The organism is Parasphingorhabdus marina DSM 22363 (assembly GCF_900128895.1).
In the GTDB taxonomy this organism is placed as follows: Bacteria; Pseudomonadota; Alphaproteobacteria; order Sphingomonadales; family Sphingomonadaceae; genus Parasphingorhabdus; species Parasphingorhabdus marina.
Map to the genome: position 1 here is coordinate 801,624 of NZ_FSQW01000002.1, position 14,804 is coordinate 816,427.

The 14,804-nt window shown below is 58.5% G+C and carries 13 protein-coding genes; 7 read left to right on the forward strand and 6 right to left on the reverse strand.

Going from position 1 to position 14,804, the window contains the following annotated elements:
• The first annotated feature begins 243 nt into the window (after window positions 1-243).
• Window positions 244-1,512 (forward strand): cytochrome P450, encoded by a 1,269-nt coding sequence (locus tag BUQ90_RS13515; RefSeq protein ID WP_159437112.1) that lies wholly within the window; start codon window positions 244-246, stop codon window positions 1,510-1,512.
• A 9-nt stretch (window positions 1,513-1,521) separates the two neighbouring features.
• On the opposite strand, the gene BUQ90_RS13520 is transcribed toward BUQ90_RS13515, so the two are convergent.
• From BUQ90_RS13520 to BUQ90_RS13530, 3 genes are read right to left on the reverse strand one after another with little or no spacing between them, the layout of a single operon-like run.
• On the reverse strand, window positions 1,522-1,905 hold the full coding sequence (locus tag BUQ90_RS13520; protein WP_074206430.1) for a YdbL family probable chaperone protein: 384 nt from the start codon (window positions 1,903-1,905) through the stop codon (window positions 1,522-1,524).
• Between the two features lie 11 nt (window positions 1,906-1,916).
• Window positions 1,917-2,156, reverse strand: a complete 240-nt coding sequence (locus BUQ90_RS13525; protein ID WP_239447436.1) for a YnbE family lipoprotein — start codon at window positions 2,154-2,156, stop codon at window positions 1,917-1,919.
• A 25-nt stretch (window positions 2,157-2,181) separates the two neighbouring features.
• Window positions 2,182-5,277 carry an intermembrane phospholipid transport YdbH family protein gene (locus BUQ90_RS13530; protein WP_239447470.1) on the reverse strand — a complete coding sequence of 1,032 codons (3,096 nt, stop codon included), beginning with the start codon at window positions 5,275-5,277 and terminating at the stop codon, window positions 2,182-2,184.
• Between the two features lie 200 nt (window positions 5,278-5,477).
• Between BUQ90_RS13530 and radC the strand changes: the two genes are divergently transcribed.
• Window positions 5,478-6,182, forward strand: coding sequence for a RadC family protein (gene radC / locus BUQ90_RS13535; RefSeq protein ID WP_074206432.1), 705 nt, complete (start codon window positions 5,478-5,480; stop codon window positions 6,180-6,182).
• 15 nt (window positions 6,183-6,197) lie between these two features.
• Here radC and BUQ90_RS13540 read toward each other — a convergent pair whose 3' ends face one another.
• Window positions 6,198-8,360 (reverse strand): FAD-dependent oxidoreductase, encoded by a 2,163-nt coding sequence (locus tag BUQ90_RS13540; protein ID WP_074205685.1) that lies wholly within the window; start codon window positions 8,358-8,360, stop codon window positions 6,198-6,200.
• Window positions 8,361-8,423: 63 nt separating this feature from the next.
• Window positions 8,424-9,524, reverse strand: a complete 1,101-nt coding sequence (locus BUQ90_RS13545; RefSeq protein WP_074205686.1) for a 6-phosphofructokinase — start codon at window positions 9,522-9,524, stop codon at window positions 8,424-8,426.
• A gap of 138 nt (window positions 9,525-9,662) precedes the next feature.
• Between BUQ90_RS13545 and purB the strand changes: the two genes are divergently transcribed.
• The 3 genes from purB to pyrF all read left to right on the forward strand — a co-directional run bounded on the left by purB (window position 9,663) and on the right by pyrF (window position 12,136).
• Window positions 9,663-10,964 carry an adenylosuccinate lyase gene (gene purB / locus BUQ90_RS13550; protein WP_074205687.1) on the forward strand — a complete coding sequence of 434 codons (1,302 nt, stop codon included), beginning with the start codon at window positions 9,663-9,665 and terminating at the stop codon, window positions 10,962-10,964.
• Window positions 10,965-11,039: 75 nt separating this feature from the next.
• Window positions 11,040-11,459: a LapA family protein gene (locus tag BUQ90_RS13555; protein ID WP_074205688.1), complete on the forward strand. Its 420-nt coding sequence runs from the start codon at window positions 11,040-11,042 to the stop codon at window positions 11,457-11,459.
• A gap of 2 nt (window positions 11,460-11,461) precedes the next feature.
• Window positions 11,462-12,136 carry an orotidine-5'-phosphate decarboxylase gene (pyrF, locus tag BUQ90_RS13560; protein ID WP_074205689.1) on the forward strand — a complete coding sequence of 225 codons (675 nt, stop codon included), beginning with the start codon at window positions 11,462-11,464 and terminating at the stop codon, window positions 12,134-12,136.
• Window position 12,137: 1 nt separating this feature from the next.
• On the opposite strand, the gene BUQ90_RS13565 is transcribed toward pyrF, so the two are convergent.
• Entirely contained in the window at window positions 12,138-12,560 is a 423-nt protein-coding gene (locus BUQ90_RS13565; RefSeq protein WP_159437114.1) for a DUF4019 domain-containing protein, read from the reverse strand.
• Between the two features lie 81 nt (window positions 12,561-12,641).
• Between BUQ90_RS13565 and BUQ90_RS13570 the strand changes: the two genes are divergently transcribed.
• Complete coding sequence (locus BUQ90_RS13570) at window positions 12,642-13,295, forward strand: phosphoribosylanthranilate isomerase (RefSeq protein ID WP_074205691.1); 654 nt, start codon at window positions 12,642-12,644, stop codon at window positions 13,293-13,295.
• A 69-nt stretch (window positions 13,296-13,364) separates the two neighbouring features.
• Window positions 13,365-14,600, forward strand: coding sequence for a tryptophan synthase subunit beta (gene trpB, locus BUQ90_RS13575; RefSeq protein WP_074205692.1), 1,236 nt, complete (start codon window positions 13,365-13,367; stop codon window positions 14,598-14,600).
• Window positions 14,601-14,804: the final 204 nt, after the last annotated feature.

Below are 14,804 nucleotides of genomic sequence, written 5' to 3' on the forward strand. Positions count from 1 at the left end.
AGCCCGCGCGCCAAGTCAACAGCCATGCTGCATTGCGAAAAAAGACATGTTTTCTGCAGCAGTTTCCGGGCCGTTCGGCGGAATGTCATCATGCGCCCCGTTCGGGATTTCGGGTTGGACTTTTTCCCGGGGCGCACAACGAAGAAATGCCTTTTGCATTGATATGCTAGTGGTCAATCTCCGGCAAATATGATTGAGACAAACCAGACAAACAGCAGAGACTGTGCGAAAGGAAAGGTCATCGTGGCAACGACAGCTCCCATCAACATTTTTGACCCGGATGTTCTGGTCAACCCCTACGAAGCCTACCGGCAATTGCGCGATGGGCCCGCCCTGCACCATGTGCCGGAGATGAATGTTCATGTCGCCACGCGCTATGATATCGTGCGGGAGATCATCCGGGATACGGAAGTGTTTTCCAGCGAATATACTGTCTTTTTCGAGCAGTTGCGCGCGGTGGGCATCGCTTCCGCCACACCCGAAGTCCGGGCAGAACTGGAGCGACTCGAGCAACAGATCATACCACCAGTGCCAACCATGCTGACGCTGGATGAACCCGGCCACACCCGGTACCGTTCGCTGGTCAGCGCGCTGTTCACTGTGAAAGAAACGCGCAAGTCCGAGGCCGCAGTCAATCAGGTTGTCGAGGAAACCATCGCATCCCTGGGTGATGCCGGCGCGATCGAATTCATGGAAGCTTATGCCGCCCCTATCCCGCTCCGGGTCATCGGTCAGCGACTGGGTATTCCGGAGGAAGATGTCGCGATGTTCAACCGCGGTGCGACAGCTGCGGCGAGCGGCCTCCGCCTGACTCCCCTGACCGGCGACCAAATGATCGAACGCGCGCAAACCGCCGTCGATTTGCAGAATTTGCTGGTCCGTCTGATCGAGGAACGGCGCAGCCATCCGACAGAAGACATGATTTCGATACTCGCCAATTCCCGGCTGGAAGACGAGAATCGCCTGCTCAATCATGGCGAAATCCTGAGCATCCTCGGTCAGTTTCTCGTGGCCGGACATGAGACCACCACCAGCGCATTTGGCTGGGCGATGTTGCTGTTATGCCGGAATCCGGAGATCGAGAAGAATATCGCGTCCGATCCGAAGATGCTGGCCACATTCATTGAAGAATCACTGCGTCTGGAGGCACCCGTGCAAGGGCTGCCACGGCTGGTCACCAGGGACACGGCGGTGGAGGACTATAAGCTGAAAGCCGGAGATATCGTGTTTCTGCGCTATGGCTCGGCCAATCGGGATGACCGCAAGTTTGAAGATGCCGACCAGTGTGATCTGCAGCGCAAAAAGGCCGGTGCGCATTTTGCGTTCGGGGCCGGCGTTCACGCCTGTATCGGCGCGCCGCTGTCGCGGCAGGAGCTGCAGCTGGGCTGGACCGCGCTGTTGCGTCACGGCAAGAATTTCCGCCTGGCGCCCGGCAAACCGGAACCCCAGGCGGAAATGAGCTTCATTTTAAGAAACCTGCCCGAACTCCATGTAGAGTTTGATCTGCGCTAGCGGATCCGATCAGGGACAGCGAGAGTCGCGCACTGGATTACCGGCATCGCGTGTGTTCCAGGTTCCGGTCGGAGTCTGGTATTTCTCGCCGGGCACGGTCCGCATGATCAGGTTACAGCCTGACGTGAACGCAAATTGCTCGACGGTCGAATTGGTTTCCTGAGCCTTGCGTGTGTATGCGGCCTTGCGCTTGATGTTGAGGTCCTCAACCAGCGCCTTGATCGCCGGTGAAGGGGCCGTCACATAACCGAGATAACCATCCGGTTTCTCGCCAATTTTCCCGGATGCCCGCGCCGCCTGATAGGCAGGATCACGTTGCGCCATGACCGGCGCTGCCACTACAGCGACCAGAGACAGGCCACCCAGAGCGGCCAAAGCTTTGTTTTTCTTCATAAACTCATACATTAGAAAATATCCGCTTCCTCGTTGATCAAATCTTTTGCATCGCCATCCAGGCGATACACCACTTCCTGTTTGATATTGATGTTGAGGTTGATGACAATTGGCTTGTCAGGTGCAGAAACCTGCACGCAGGCCGTCAGGCCCATTGCCCCGCTCAGGATCAAACCGGTGGTTAAACTCCTCATATTCCGGCGAATCGCATTATACGCACGATCCGTCAATCGGCTTGTCTTGTAAAACATTGTCGCTTTCCCGTCGCTGAATGGGCTATTCATCATTATCTTCCAGCTGTTTGGCGGCAGCTCTGGCCCGTGCTTCCTGCGCCCGAAGCAGTGCCGGCAAATTCTGTCCAACGAGGATTTCCGGTTCGTAGAATGCCTTGGCGCTGCTCATCAGCTGCATAAAAGGCGCCTGAATCCGGACATTGAACTCAATCGGGATCTGGGCGAGCTGCTTGGTGATGAAATTGCGGCTGGCATCATCCCCCTGCTGAAGGCCGGCAAATTTCACTTCGGTAATGATCTCGCCGTCAATCGCGCCTTCCATCCCGATGGTGAGATTGCGATACTTGATCGATTTCAGCGCGTTGAAGGCGTAATTGGCCATCGTGCCCATATCTTCGTAGGTCAGCTCGCCGATATAGGCCAGCGTGCCACCTCCCCGGCGGGCTTCGAGATATCCGCCAACAATCCGGCCCCCATCCTGGTCGAAGACCATCGGCAGCTGACCATCAAATATGCCGGTGGCGCTGAGATTTTCAAACTCAAACTTGGTCAGAAACTGGGCCGCATCCACGCCAACTACAGTAAACTCCAGTCGCCGTTCGGCTTCCTCACCCAGATCGAAAACCGTCGGCTCCAGATAAAGCATGCCGCCGGCAAAGGGCCATTGCCCGCCCTCGACCTCCATCTTGCGATCCGGCAGCAACCGATAGCTGAGCACCCCGTTAAACGCCGGTACCCCCGGATTGACTTCGGCCATCCGCACTGTCTGGCCCGGCTCGGTCTCGAGCCCGAGCAGATCAGAGAAACGGATATTGCCCTTGAGCCCCGTCACCGGTCCGAATGCCGCGGCCAGATCGAGTCCGCGGGTTGCAAACTCGCCGATACTGCGCACGCCGTCGCCCGACTGGTCCCAGTTGATCCGTCCGCTGCCGGTAATGGTGCCCTGGACATTGGCCACAATGCCGAGTGTCAGCGGGGTCAGCATTTCCGGCTGCAGCTCGTCATCGAAGGTCAGCCAGCCGACATCCAGCAGCGCCGCGCCCGTGCTGTTATCCAGCGAGTGCCGCATATCCACCGTGGTGATTTCACGCTGTGTTTCCGGCTCGCGCAATATGCCCGTCGCCGTGATCATGCCGTTCGCAAAGATGATTTTGGCATCATTGCTGATCAGCGGCCGGAACCGTTCGACCTGTTCCTCGTCCCGCACCCGGAGGCCGGTATCGGCTTTAAATGCACCGCCCTCATAGGACCATTCGCCATCGATGTTTTCCAGCAAGAGCGGCACATTGGCGACCTGACCGCTTGCCCCGGAAATGCGACCTGTCAGCGACTCTCCCAGCGTCATGGTGAACTCGCCAATCTCCATTTTCGAGACATTGCCCGGTACCCCGAACCGGATCGCAACATCCTGTGCCATCAGGCCATTTCGGGTTGTATAGCCGAACCGGCCGCCACTCAGATTGAGCGGGCTGTCGCCGACACGGGCCGTCAGATCCAGCCCGGTCGTGCGCGCAGCCACTTCCGGACCTGAGCGCCCGCTGCGAACAATAGCCGTGCTGGCATCCGGGCAAAGCGTCGCCCTGGTTGGACCGGCTTCCAGAGTTGACAGTTTCAGGCTGGCGAAGCGAACATCGACGCATTTCCGGAACAGCGCGTAGTTCCCGTTGCGATCAATCCGGGCATTGATCGGCACTTGCAAACCGGTCAACCGGCCATCTGCCAGCGGCCCGGACAGCAATATCCGGCCATCTATCGCCGTCCCGCCATTGCCGGTTGGGAAAAATCGCATTTCGGGCACGGTAAGCCTGGCATCCTCGGCGGTATAGGACGCCATTTGCAATTGCCCGGCAAAGCCGTCCGAAACGCTGCCGTCAAACAGGGTCAGCCGGGAATTTGGCAGGCCGCCGCCCTTCAGGCTGACGGTGCCGTCTGCCAAAATCGCCAGCCCGTCTGGTGTGAAGTCGAGGAGCAATGGATCATCCAGCGTCAGCTCGGCGCCGGACCGGGATTGCACATCCAGACTGTTGAGCGTCAGACGCACGCCCCGATTGCCTGAGGAAAAGCGGACAGTGCCGGCGATATCCATCGCCCCGCCCGCCTGACGGATCGCATCCGCAATCGATCCGGCCACCGGACCAACGGGCGTTCCATCCAGCGAACCCGCGCCATTGTTGATGCTGCGCAGCATGTCGGCAGACAACCGGGCCTTGCGGATCACTGGATCTCCCCGGAAACTTGTCGTGATTTCATCGCCGCCATATTCCGCGGTAAACAACCCATCCAGCTCCGCAGTCTCGGCACCGCCAAGGGGCATCGCGACCCCGCTCGCGGTCAGTTTGATGACCCCTTTGCTCTGTTCCATATCTCCCGAAAAATCGAGCGATGAGCGGATTTCCTGTGCGGAATTTCCCGCCTGGCGCAGCGGTCCGCCAATTGTCCCCAGGCTCCCTTCCCAGCTCGCCAGATCCTTGCCCAGACGAAGGTTGAGGCGGCTCGCCATGTTCTCAGCTGCAAATCCGGCCTCGTCACATTTCACGTCCGGCAAACGCAAAGGGCCACGCATTCGGGGCTGCCCGATGCTGATCGAGATATCTGCAAACAATGTCGGTTCGGAAATCAGGCAGGACCCCAGATCAATTTCCCGGGAGATCGCGGCCAGCTTGCCCTTGAACCCGTCCTTCAGATTGCCTTCGCCGTTGAGCGACAGGCCGACTACGCCATAATCACTCTCGATCCGCATTTGCGCCTTGTCCAGCCCCAGCCAGATGTCCGGCAGAGCCAGTGGACTGTCATCGTCGGGATCCATGAATTTTTCGAGCTCGCCCAGCGACAGTTTGCCATTCACATATCTGGCGAACAGCTTCACCCCGCTCGCCCTCACCCAGTTGACGCCGGCACCATCCGTGGACACGGAATTCCCGATCTCGACCAGCTCCGCCGTGAGGTCGGGATTCTCCGGATCACCGAGGACGAGGTTGCGGATAATCTGTTTGTCAAAGCCGATATCATCAATCTCGAACGCCGCCTCGACATCCAGCCGCTCGAGTTCCTGCCGCGCATAGTCGTCGGCAAGATCCACCCGGTTGAACCACAATATCGCGAAGCCGAAAAGCAACAGCACGCCAAGCGCGGCCAGCACGATGGTCAATCGCGACCTTGGCTGTCCCGTTTCAGGTTCCGGCGTCTCCTCCATGACCGCAGAAATGCAGAAGTCTTCCTTAAGTTGCAATGTACAATAGGGATTTGCCCGGAATAATTCCGGATGAACAGAATCGGTCATATTCGGCCAAACGGGAAATTTGTGCTGCCCTGCCGACCCGGCGTCTGTATGTTCGCTATATGTTCTCTCACAATAACAACCAGGGCAAACGCGGTGGTTCCGATGCTTCGACTTACCGCGCATCTCGCCAGAAACTGCGCGATGATCTCGGGGAAAGCCTCACGGATCACGAGCTGTTGTGCTGTTTACTCCATGTCGCCTCACCCCGAAGTGATGCGGATACAATCGCCCGGAGTCTCCTGTCCGAATTTGAGAGTTTCGCGACCCTCATCACTGCCAGCACCGCGCTTCTCGATCAGGTGCCCGGTCTGACCGACAATCAGCTGTCCGCGCTCAAAATTGTCCGGACCGGCGCCATTCGCATGTTGTCAGAGCCAGTCCGTCGGCAACCCCTGCTGGCGAGCTGGACCGCGCTTCTCGATTATCTGCGGGCCGATATGGCGCTTCTGACGACGGAGCGGGTCCGGATTCTGCATCTCGATACGAAAAACCGTTTGCTCCGGGATGAACTTGTCAGTGAAGGGTCCGTCGACGAAGCTGTGATTTTTCCACGCGAGGTCCTCCGGCGGGCGCTGGAGCTGGGTTCGGCCGCGATCATTCTCGTGCACAATCATCCGAGTGGCGATCCGACACCCAGCCAGCAGGACATCGCCCTTACCCGAGACATTGCGCTGGCGGGTGAAAAACTGGGCATCACGGTCCATGACCATATCATCATTGGCCGGGCAGGTCATGTTTCGTTGCGGAGCAAAGGCCTGATCTGACCCAGATTGCAGAATCTATCCTCCGCTGTCCTTCCCGGTGATCAGCCGTATGCCAAGCTGCAAGGTGAAATAGGACCATATCCAGTTCACCAGCACCGAAATCCGGTTCCGCATGCCCGACAGGAAGCCGACATGGACAGCCCCCCATAGCCACCAGGCCGGGGCGCCGTGCAGCTTCATGAATCCGAAATCCGCAACGGCGCTTTTGCGGCCAATCGTCGCAAGGCTGCCCTGGTGCTTGTAGGCAAAGGGTGCCATTTCACGATCACTGAGCAGTTTGTTCTCGATATAGCTGGCAACATGGGCGCCAGCCTGTTTTGCTGCAGGCGCGAGACCCGGAACCGGATTGCCGTCCCATGCGCTGCTGCCAGCCGTATCACCAATGGCAAACACATTGTCATGCCCCGAAACCCGCAAATGTTCATCCACGGCAACCCGCCCTGCCCGATCTGTTTCCGCACCCAGCCACTGTCCGGCAGGAGACGCAATCACGCCCGCTGCCCAGAGCACGGTTTCGGTGGCAATCTCGACATCCTCGCCGATCTCGACATGGTCAGCGGTGATATTGGTGACACGCGATTTGAGGCGGATCTCGACACCGAGATTTTCGAGAGACTGCGCAGCGTGTGCGGACAGGTCTTCGGGAAAGGCCGGAAGGATACGTTCGCCCGATTGGACCAGGATGATCCGGGCACTCGCCGGGTCGATCCGGCGATATTCGTCTTTCAGTCCCTGATGCGCAAGTTCGGCAATCGCGCCGGCGAGTTCAACGCCGGTGGGCCCGGCTCCGACAATGACGAAGGTCATCAATCGCTGGATCCGCTCGGGATCACTGGAGGACTCGGCGCGTTCGAATGCCCGCAACACATGGGCCCGGACCGAGACCCCATCCTCGATGGTTTTCAGACCCGGTGCATAAGGCGCCCATTCGTCCTTGCCAAAATAGCTGTGCGAGGCCCCGGTCGCCAGAACCAGATAGTCATAATCGAGGCTGTTTTGACCATAGGTCAAAGTCTGCGCTTCACTATCCACAGCGTTGACTTCACCCAGTATGACCCGGACATTGCCGTCATTGCGGAACATGCCGCGGATCGGAGTGGCGACATCCGCCGGAGAAAGTGCCGCCGTCGCTATTTGATAGAGCAGCGGCTGAAACAGATGATAATTGTGCCGGTCAACCAGCGTGATCCGCACCGGCAGGTTCTTCAGTCTGTTCACGCAGGCAAGCCCGCCAAAGCCGGCGCCAACAACCACGATATGCGGCCAGTGCGCAGGTACGTCCTCATATTTGCGGTCGAAGAGGATGTTGGATTCGAGCCACGCCTGGATCAGCCGGTCCACGGCCAGGAAACCGCTCCCGAACAGGAACATGAGGCCGAACAGCAGCATCGGGTATAATGACAGATCCGGATGGAGGCCCATCACGGCCAGCGTGCTGATTACCAGAGTCAGCAGGACTGCGGTGAGCGGGATGAGAAAGCCGGCGATCAACAGGATCGCCAGACCGATCGCCAGAACCGGGTGGATCCCGGCAAAACCCGAAAGAGGTAGCCAGCCGGAAAAAGCGGAAAGATCGAGCAATCCGCCGCCAGCCAAAACCGCGGCCGCCAGCCACAGCCGGATCAGCAGCAACCAAAGGGGCGCGATGCTCGTTGTCAAAAACTCGCAAAACTGCATGACCGGCCGGGCCAGCGGCAAGGCACTCTGACCCAAGCCGCCCGCCAATGCCCGGTCAAAAGAAAACCCTCCTGCGCCGTGCCAGACGTACCAGCCCAGAATAGCGATGAGCCAGAGATTCAGGTCCACCGGGATATAGACAATCTGGCTGATCAGCAGCAGCAGGGCGATCGACAAGGCCGCTGCCCGGGTGAACAGCCCGAAAAGCAACAGAATCGGGGCAAGGACTTCTATCAACGCGCCGATTACAGCTGCTGTCTCCGGCGCCATCCAGGATACTGGATATTCGAACCGGGCCAGATTCAACGCGGTGTCCCAGTCGGAAAGCTTCACGATACCGGAGCGGAAAATGGCCTGGGCCACCAGCAAGCGTACCAGAAGATCAAAAAACGGACGGACCAGCCCGATAATCGATCGCCAGGTCTTGACCCAGATCCTGAGGGTCACCCGAACAAAAGGTGATAGCCGTTCTTCCTGCAGATTCGTCGTACCGGTTGTCATATGGTGCCCTTCCTTCACCGACTGGTTCGCCGATTGTGCCGCAAGGTTACACGGAACCAGCGTCTAGTACAGGAACATCGGCATGTTTTCGACCTGCACCAGGCTTGCCCGATACTGGCTTGCGTCATACAGACCGGACACATTGACACCCTTGGTATCTTCCAGAAGTGTGCCGATCGGAACCGCCCCGTAATTGCCATCGGTCAGGCAGACCATATTGGACGTGCGCTTTTCCTCGATCAGCTGAACCGCCAGCGCCCCGAAGGCGAAACCGACCATGCGATCCATCGCATCCGGCTCCCCGGCGCGCATCAGATAGGCAAGCTCCTGGACAATGGTGCGCTCATCCGAACGCGCCTCGATCTCGCGCGCCAGCTGCGTCCCGATATTGAGACCGTCACGATTGGTAGCGGATTTGTTGATCTCGTCCGCGAAATCTGCACTGCCCGCCAGCTTGGCGCCTTCTGATATGATGCAGATCGCATAGGATTCCGGATTGCTCTCCTTGTCCTTGAGCAGCAACGGCAGCAGTTCGTCTATATCTGCCGGTACCTCGGCGATTACGGTACGGTCGGCCTGCGACAGGAAGCCGGACAGCAAGGCCGTTTCGCCCGATCGCCGGCCAAACAATTCGATGACGCCGATACGTTCGTGGCTGGCCATGGTCGTGCGCAGCGCATTGATGGCCTCGACCGATCGGGTCACCGCGGTGGAAAAGCCAATGCAGTAATCCGTGCCGTAGACATCATTGTCCATCGTCTTGGGAATGGAAATCACGTTGCGTCCGAGACTGGCCAGATGGGCCGAAAATCTGAGCGTTCCGTCGCCACCCATGGTGATCAGCGCATCGACCTTCAGCGCGTCCAGAATGTCCAGCACCTTTTCGGTCTGGTCGCCTTCCGGCGTATTGCGCGGGTCACAGCGCGAGCTGTGCAAGATCGTGCCGCCTTGCCGGTCAATCCCGCGAACCCGGTCCCGGTCGAGCACCATCGCGGAATTTTCGAGCGACCAGGGATCATTGATATCGACTTCCAGCACACCTTCCCAGCCGCGGCGCAAACCGATCACATCCCAGCCCCGCTGCCAGGCGGACATGGTGATCGACCGGATGCAGGGATTGAGTCCCGGTACGTCGCCGCCGCCGGTTAATACTGCCAGACGCATGTCATTCTCCCTGTCATTTCCGTCACTGCCGGTCACGGCACGGATTGCCGACTCGACATGTTGCTGCTAGCGGAGCCGCAAATCCGATCCGCAGGCCCTTCCGGTTAAACCGGTTTTTGAATTTCAAGGAAAGAAAAAATGATTCCGCGCTACTCTCGCCCCGACATGGTTGCCATCTGGGAACCTGAATCGAAATTCCAGATCTGGTTCGAAATTGAAGCCCATGCCACGGACGCGCTGGCCGAACTGGGCGTTGTGCCAAAAGAAGCCGCCAAAGCCATCTGGGCGAAAGGCAAGTTCGATGTCGAGCGGATCGACGAGATCGAACGCGAAGTGAAACATGATGTGATCGCTTTTTTGACCAACGTTGCCGAAAATGTCGGAGAAGAAGCCCGTTTCATGCATCAGGGCATGACTTCCAGCGATGTTCTCGATACCTGCCTCGCGGTTCAGCTGACCCGGGCAACCGACATTTTGCTCGCAGACATGGACAAGCTGCTCGCCGCGCTCAAGACCCGGGCCTTTGAGCACAAGCTGACCCCGACCATTGGCCGAAGCCACGGCATCCACGGTGAACCCGTGACATTTGGCCTGAAGCTGGCGCAGGCCTATGCCGAATTTGAACGCAATCGCGAACGTCTTGTCGCCGCACGCAAGGAAATCGCGACATGCGCCATTTCCGGAGCCGTGGGTACATTCGCCAATATTGACCCCAAGGTCGAAGCCCATGTGGCCGAAAAAATGGGGCTGGAAGTCGAGCCGGTTTCGACCCAGGTCATTCCGCGCGACCGCCACGCACAATATTTTGCCACGCTCGCGGTGATTGCGTCATCGGTTGAAAGGCTGGCTGTCGAAATCCGACATCTGCAGCGGACCGAAGTGCTCGAGGCAGAGGAATATTTCTCGCCCGGCCAGAAAGGCTCCAGTGCGATGCCGCACAAGCGCAACCCGATCCTGACCGAAAACCTGACCGGCCTCGCCCGGATGGTGCGCAGCTTCGCCCTGCCCGCGATGGAAAATGTCGCGCTCTGGCACGAGCGGGATATCTCGCACAGCTCGGTCGAGCGGATGATCGGCCCGGACGCCACCATCACGCTCGATTTCGCCCTCGCCCGGCTCACCGGAGTCGTCGAGAAGCTGCTCGTCTATCCCGAAAGGATGATGAAAAATCTCGACCGGATGGGCGGTCTTGTCCACTCGCAACGCGTCCTGCTGGCGCTGACCCAGGCCGGTATCAGCCGCGAGGACAGCTATCGTATCGTTCAGCGCAATGCCATGAAAGTCTGGGAATCCGACGGCGAGATCGCGCTGCTCGACCTGCTCAAGGCCGATCCGGATGTGACCGCGAAACTGAGTGAGGCAGAGCTCGAGGAGCGGTTTAATCTCGACTATCATTTCAAGCATGTCGACACGATTTTCACGCGCGTGTTCGGAAATTAGCCCGGCAGAACTAGGGCTTTGCCAGCAGCGGTTTTTCCGCCTAGACTGGCTGCACGAAAACGTAACGGAGCACCGATGCAATTCATAAAGACGCTCTTCTGGGTCATTCTCGCCGTCATTCTGGTCGTGTTTGCGGCCAATAACTGGTCTCCGACTTCGGTTCTGGTCTGGCAGGATATCCGGGTAGACACCAAATTGCCGGTTCTGGTGATCGGTGCCTTTTTGCTGGGCTTCCTGCCGATGTGGATTCTGCACCGGACCATGAAATGGCGAATGTCCCGCCGGATCAAGACGCTAGAAGCTGCGGCACGACCGGCTCCCTCGCCTGCGCCGGTTGCGACGCAGACGCCAGATGGCACGCCTGCACCCAAAGCTCCCGTAGCGAAACCGCTGGATCTCCAGAAGGATCAGATCGCGAAAGCCGAACCGGCCGTTTCTCCGGTGGAGAAACCACCGGCAGACAAGACACCGACCGAAAAACCGAAAGCCGGATAGCCATGAGCAACCCGATCTACGTCGCCCTGGACACACCAGATCTCGACCGCGCGATCGCCATTGCCAAATCGGTCAAGGGGCATGTCGGCGGCCTGAAACTGGGTCTCGAATTTTTCTGTGCGAGCGGCCATCATGGCGTTCACGAAATCCAGAAGGTCGGGCTACCGATCTTCCTCGATCTCAAGTTGCATGACATTCCCAATACCGTGGCCAAGGCGATGCAGGCGATCAATGTGCTGGAACCCGCCATTGTCACCATCCACGCCTCGGGCAGCCGGGCGATGATGGAAGATGCCAAGGCCGCGGCCAACGAGCATACCAGGGTCGTCGGTGTCACCCTGCTGACCTCACTGGACCAGCGCGACATGGAAAGTGTCGGCTATACCGGCACACCCCATGACCAGGTTGAACGACTGGCCGAGCTGGCGCAGGAAGCCGGACTGGACGGGATCGTCTGTTCAGGAAACGAAGTCGCTGCCGCGCACAAGGCCTGGAAAAAAGGCTTTTTCGTCGTGCCCGGCCTGCGCCCCGCCGGGACTGCCATGGGCGACCAGAAACGCGCCGTCACGCCCCGGCAAGCTCGCGACAATGGCGCCAGCGTCCTGGTGATCGGGCGCCCGATAACGGGCGCAGACAATCCCGGAGAAGCCGCGCGGGCGATAGAAGGGACTCTTTAGGTCATTCCTCCAAGTCGATAATCAACGCTGGCGAGTTTATGTTATATCCGACCATTTTCGCTTTCTCACCAACAAGGTTTATCGTAAACGTTTCCAATCCCTCGCCTTTTGCAAACTCGGTTTCATAAGTCAGAACGGCAAATGTTCCACTTGTTGTCGCATTTACACGCCATCCGGACAGGGTTTTGTTGGTAACCTGACCGAGTTTCCTGTGAACTGTCTTGAATAGCCCATCATGGATTTTCTTGTCGGTATTGTCCCGATATTGCTGGCCAGCTCGTGTGAAGATACGATCAAATTCCTGATCATTGAACAGCTTGTGAATGTGATCGACTTCCTGCTCGGCCTTCTCGGTCCCTTCGCTTAAGGCGGAACAGCCAGACAGGCTCACCGCCAGCAACATGACGAGAAAAATTCGGAACATCGTCATCCCCTTTTGACGTTTGATGTATTTCGCCACTATTCACATAATTGGTATCAAGCATAATGGAACCGGAAAATTTTTATGACCACTCAAATCAAAATTTGCGGCCTGTCCACCGAAGCGGCGATTGATGCCGCCATTGATGCGGGCGCCACGCATGTCGGTCTGGTCCATTTCGAAAAAAGCCCGCGCCATGTATCACTCGAGCGGGCGGCGGAGCTGCGCAAACATGCGGGAACCCGGGTCAAGGTGGCGTTGCTGCTCGTCAATGCCGATCCCAGGCTCACCGGCAAGGCGATTGGTGATGTACGACCGGATATCATCCAGTTTCACGGCAGCGAGACGCCCGATTGGCTGAAGCTGGTCGGCGACAATAGCGGGCTGGAAATCTGGAAGGCGCTGGGCGTACGGGACAAGCCGACGCTGGCCAGATCTGCGCGCTATGCCGGTGCCGCGGCCATGTTGCTGTTTGACGCCCCCGCCAAGGCACTGCCTGGAGGCACAGGCACCAGCTTTGACTGGTCGCTGCTCGCAGAGCATGAACATCAGCTGCCCTGGGGGCTGGCGGGTGGTCTCGATCCGGACAATGTGACTCAGGCTCTAACGGATACCGGAGCGAAACTGGTCGATGTGTCTTCGGGCGTGGAATCCGCGCCGGGTGTCAAAGATGTGGACAGAATCGCTGCCTTTTGCCAAGCGGTGCGGGAATTTGATCCCCAAACTCGCTCATCCTGAGCCCGGCAAAGGATGAGAACCACCAACATGCTTCGACAAGCTCGGCATGAGCGGATATGATCTGAAACCATGAACGAAACCTCTCCCAACAGTTTCCGCAATCAGCCCGACGATCGCGGCCATTTTGGCGAATTTGGCGGGCGTTATGTCGCCGAGACGCTGATGCCGCTGATCCTGGACCTGGAAACCCACTATCGTGCGGCCCAGCAGGACCCGGCTTTTGCCGAGGAATTTGACGATCTGCTCGAACATTATGTCGGCCGGCCGTCGCCGCTCTACTATGCCGAAAGACTGACCGAGGACGTCCGCAAGGATGCGCCGGACGGCAAAGGCGCACAGATCTGGTTCAAACGCGACGAGCTCAACCATACCGGCGCGCACAAAATCAACAATTGCATCGGCCAGATCCTGCTCGCCAAGCGCATGGGCAAGACCCGGATCATCGCCGAAACCGGCGCCGGCCAGCATGGTGTCGCCACCGCCACCGTCTGCGCGCGTTTTGGCTTTCCCTGCACAATCTTCATGGGTGCCACCGATATCGAACGGCAGAAACCGAATATCTTCCGGATGAAATTGCTCGGCGCAGAAGTGGTGCCAGTGACCAGCGGCTCTGCGACGCTGAAAGACGCGATGAACGAGGCGTTGCGCCACTGGGTCGCGCATGTCCATGACACGTTTTACATTATTGGCACCGCCGCCGGCCCCCATCCCTACCCGGAACTCGTCCGCGATTTCCAATCGGTGATCGGCAAGGAAGCGCGCGCCCAGATGCTGGACCGGACCGGCAAACTGCCCGACCTGCTGGTCGCGGCGATCGGCGGCGGCTCCAACGCGATCGGCCTGTTCCACCCGTTCCTTGATGACCGCGACGTCAAAATGCTCGGCGTGGAAGCCGCCGGACGCGGGCTCGACAAGGAACATGCGGCCAGTCTGGCCGGCGGCGGACCCGGCATCCTCCACGGCAACAAGACCTATCTTTTGCAGGATGAAGACGGCCAGATTGACGAAGCCCACTCGATCAGCGCCGGGCTCGACTATCCCGGCATTGGGCCGGAGCATAGCTGGCTGAAAGAAAGCGGCCGGGTCGATTATGACAGCGCAACCGACCGGGAAGCACTGGACGCCTTCCAGCTGCTCTGCCGCACCGAAGGGATCATCCCGGCGCTCGAACCCAGCCATGCCATCGCCGCCGTGACGCGAGAAGCGATGAAGATGGAGCGTGACCAGATCATCCTCGCCAACCTCTGCGGGCGGGGAGACAAGGATATTTTCACCGTTGCGGAAGCGCTGGGGACGGAGATGTGAATTTCAGACTAACTCTTCGTGCTTTTCGGAACGGTGTTGTGTTTACCTTGCTTGTGCTGGCAATAATTTATTTGGTCAGAGCCACGATGGGACAAGAGATCGTGCAGTCTTTCGATGCTGTGTGGTTTGCCATATTCTTCGCGGTCGGGACAATTCGAACGTTTATTCACGGCCCCAAGGGATGACAAATGACTCTTCGATAAC

Coding starts and splice junctions, on each gene's coding strand:
- BUQ90_RS13520 (WP_074206430.1), bottom strand. CDS start 1,905: ATGAAGAAAAACAAAGCTTTGGCCGCTCTGGGTGGCCTGTCTCTGGTC.
- BUQ90_RS13525 (WP_239447436.1), bottom strand. CDS start 2,156: ATGTTTTACAAGACAAGCCGATTGACGGATCGTGCGTATAATGCGATT.
- radC (WP_074206432.1), top strand. CDS start 5,478: ATGTTCTCTCACAATAACAACCAGGGCAAACGCGGTGGTTCCGATGCT.
- BUQ90_RS13540 (WP_074205685.1), bottom strand. CDS start 8,360: ATGACAACCGGTACGACGAATCTGCAGGAAGAACGGCTATCACCTTTT.
- BUQ90_RS13545 (WP_074205686.1), bottom strand. CDS start 9,524: ATGCGTCTGGCAGTATTAACCGGCGGCGGCGACGTACCGGGACTCAAT.
- purB (WP_074205687.1), top strand. CDS start 9,663: ATGATTCCGCGCTACTCTCGCCCCGACATGGTTGCCATCTGGGAACCT.
- BUQ90_RS13555 (WP_074205688.1), top strand. CDS start 11,040: ATGCAATTCATAAAGACGCTCTTCTGGGTCATTCTCGCCGTCATTCTG.
- pyrF (WP_074205689.1), top strand. CDS start 11,462: ATGAGCAACCCGATCTACGTCGCCCTGGACACACCAGATCTCGACCGC.
- BUQ90_RS13565 (WP_159437114.1), bottom strand. CDS start 12,560: ATGTTCCGAATTTTTCTCGTCATGTTGCTGGCGGTGAGCCTGTCTGGC.
- BUQ90_RS13570 (WP_074205691.1), top strand. CDS start 12,642: ATGACCACTCAAATCAAAATTTGCGGCCTGTCCACCGAAGCGGCGATT.
- trpB (WP_074205692.1), top strand. CDS start 13,365: ATGAACGAAACCTCTCCCAACAGTTTCCGCAATCAGCCCGACGATCGC.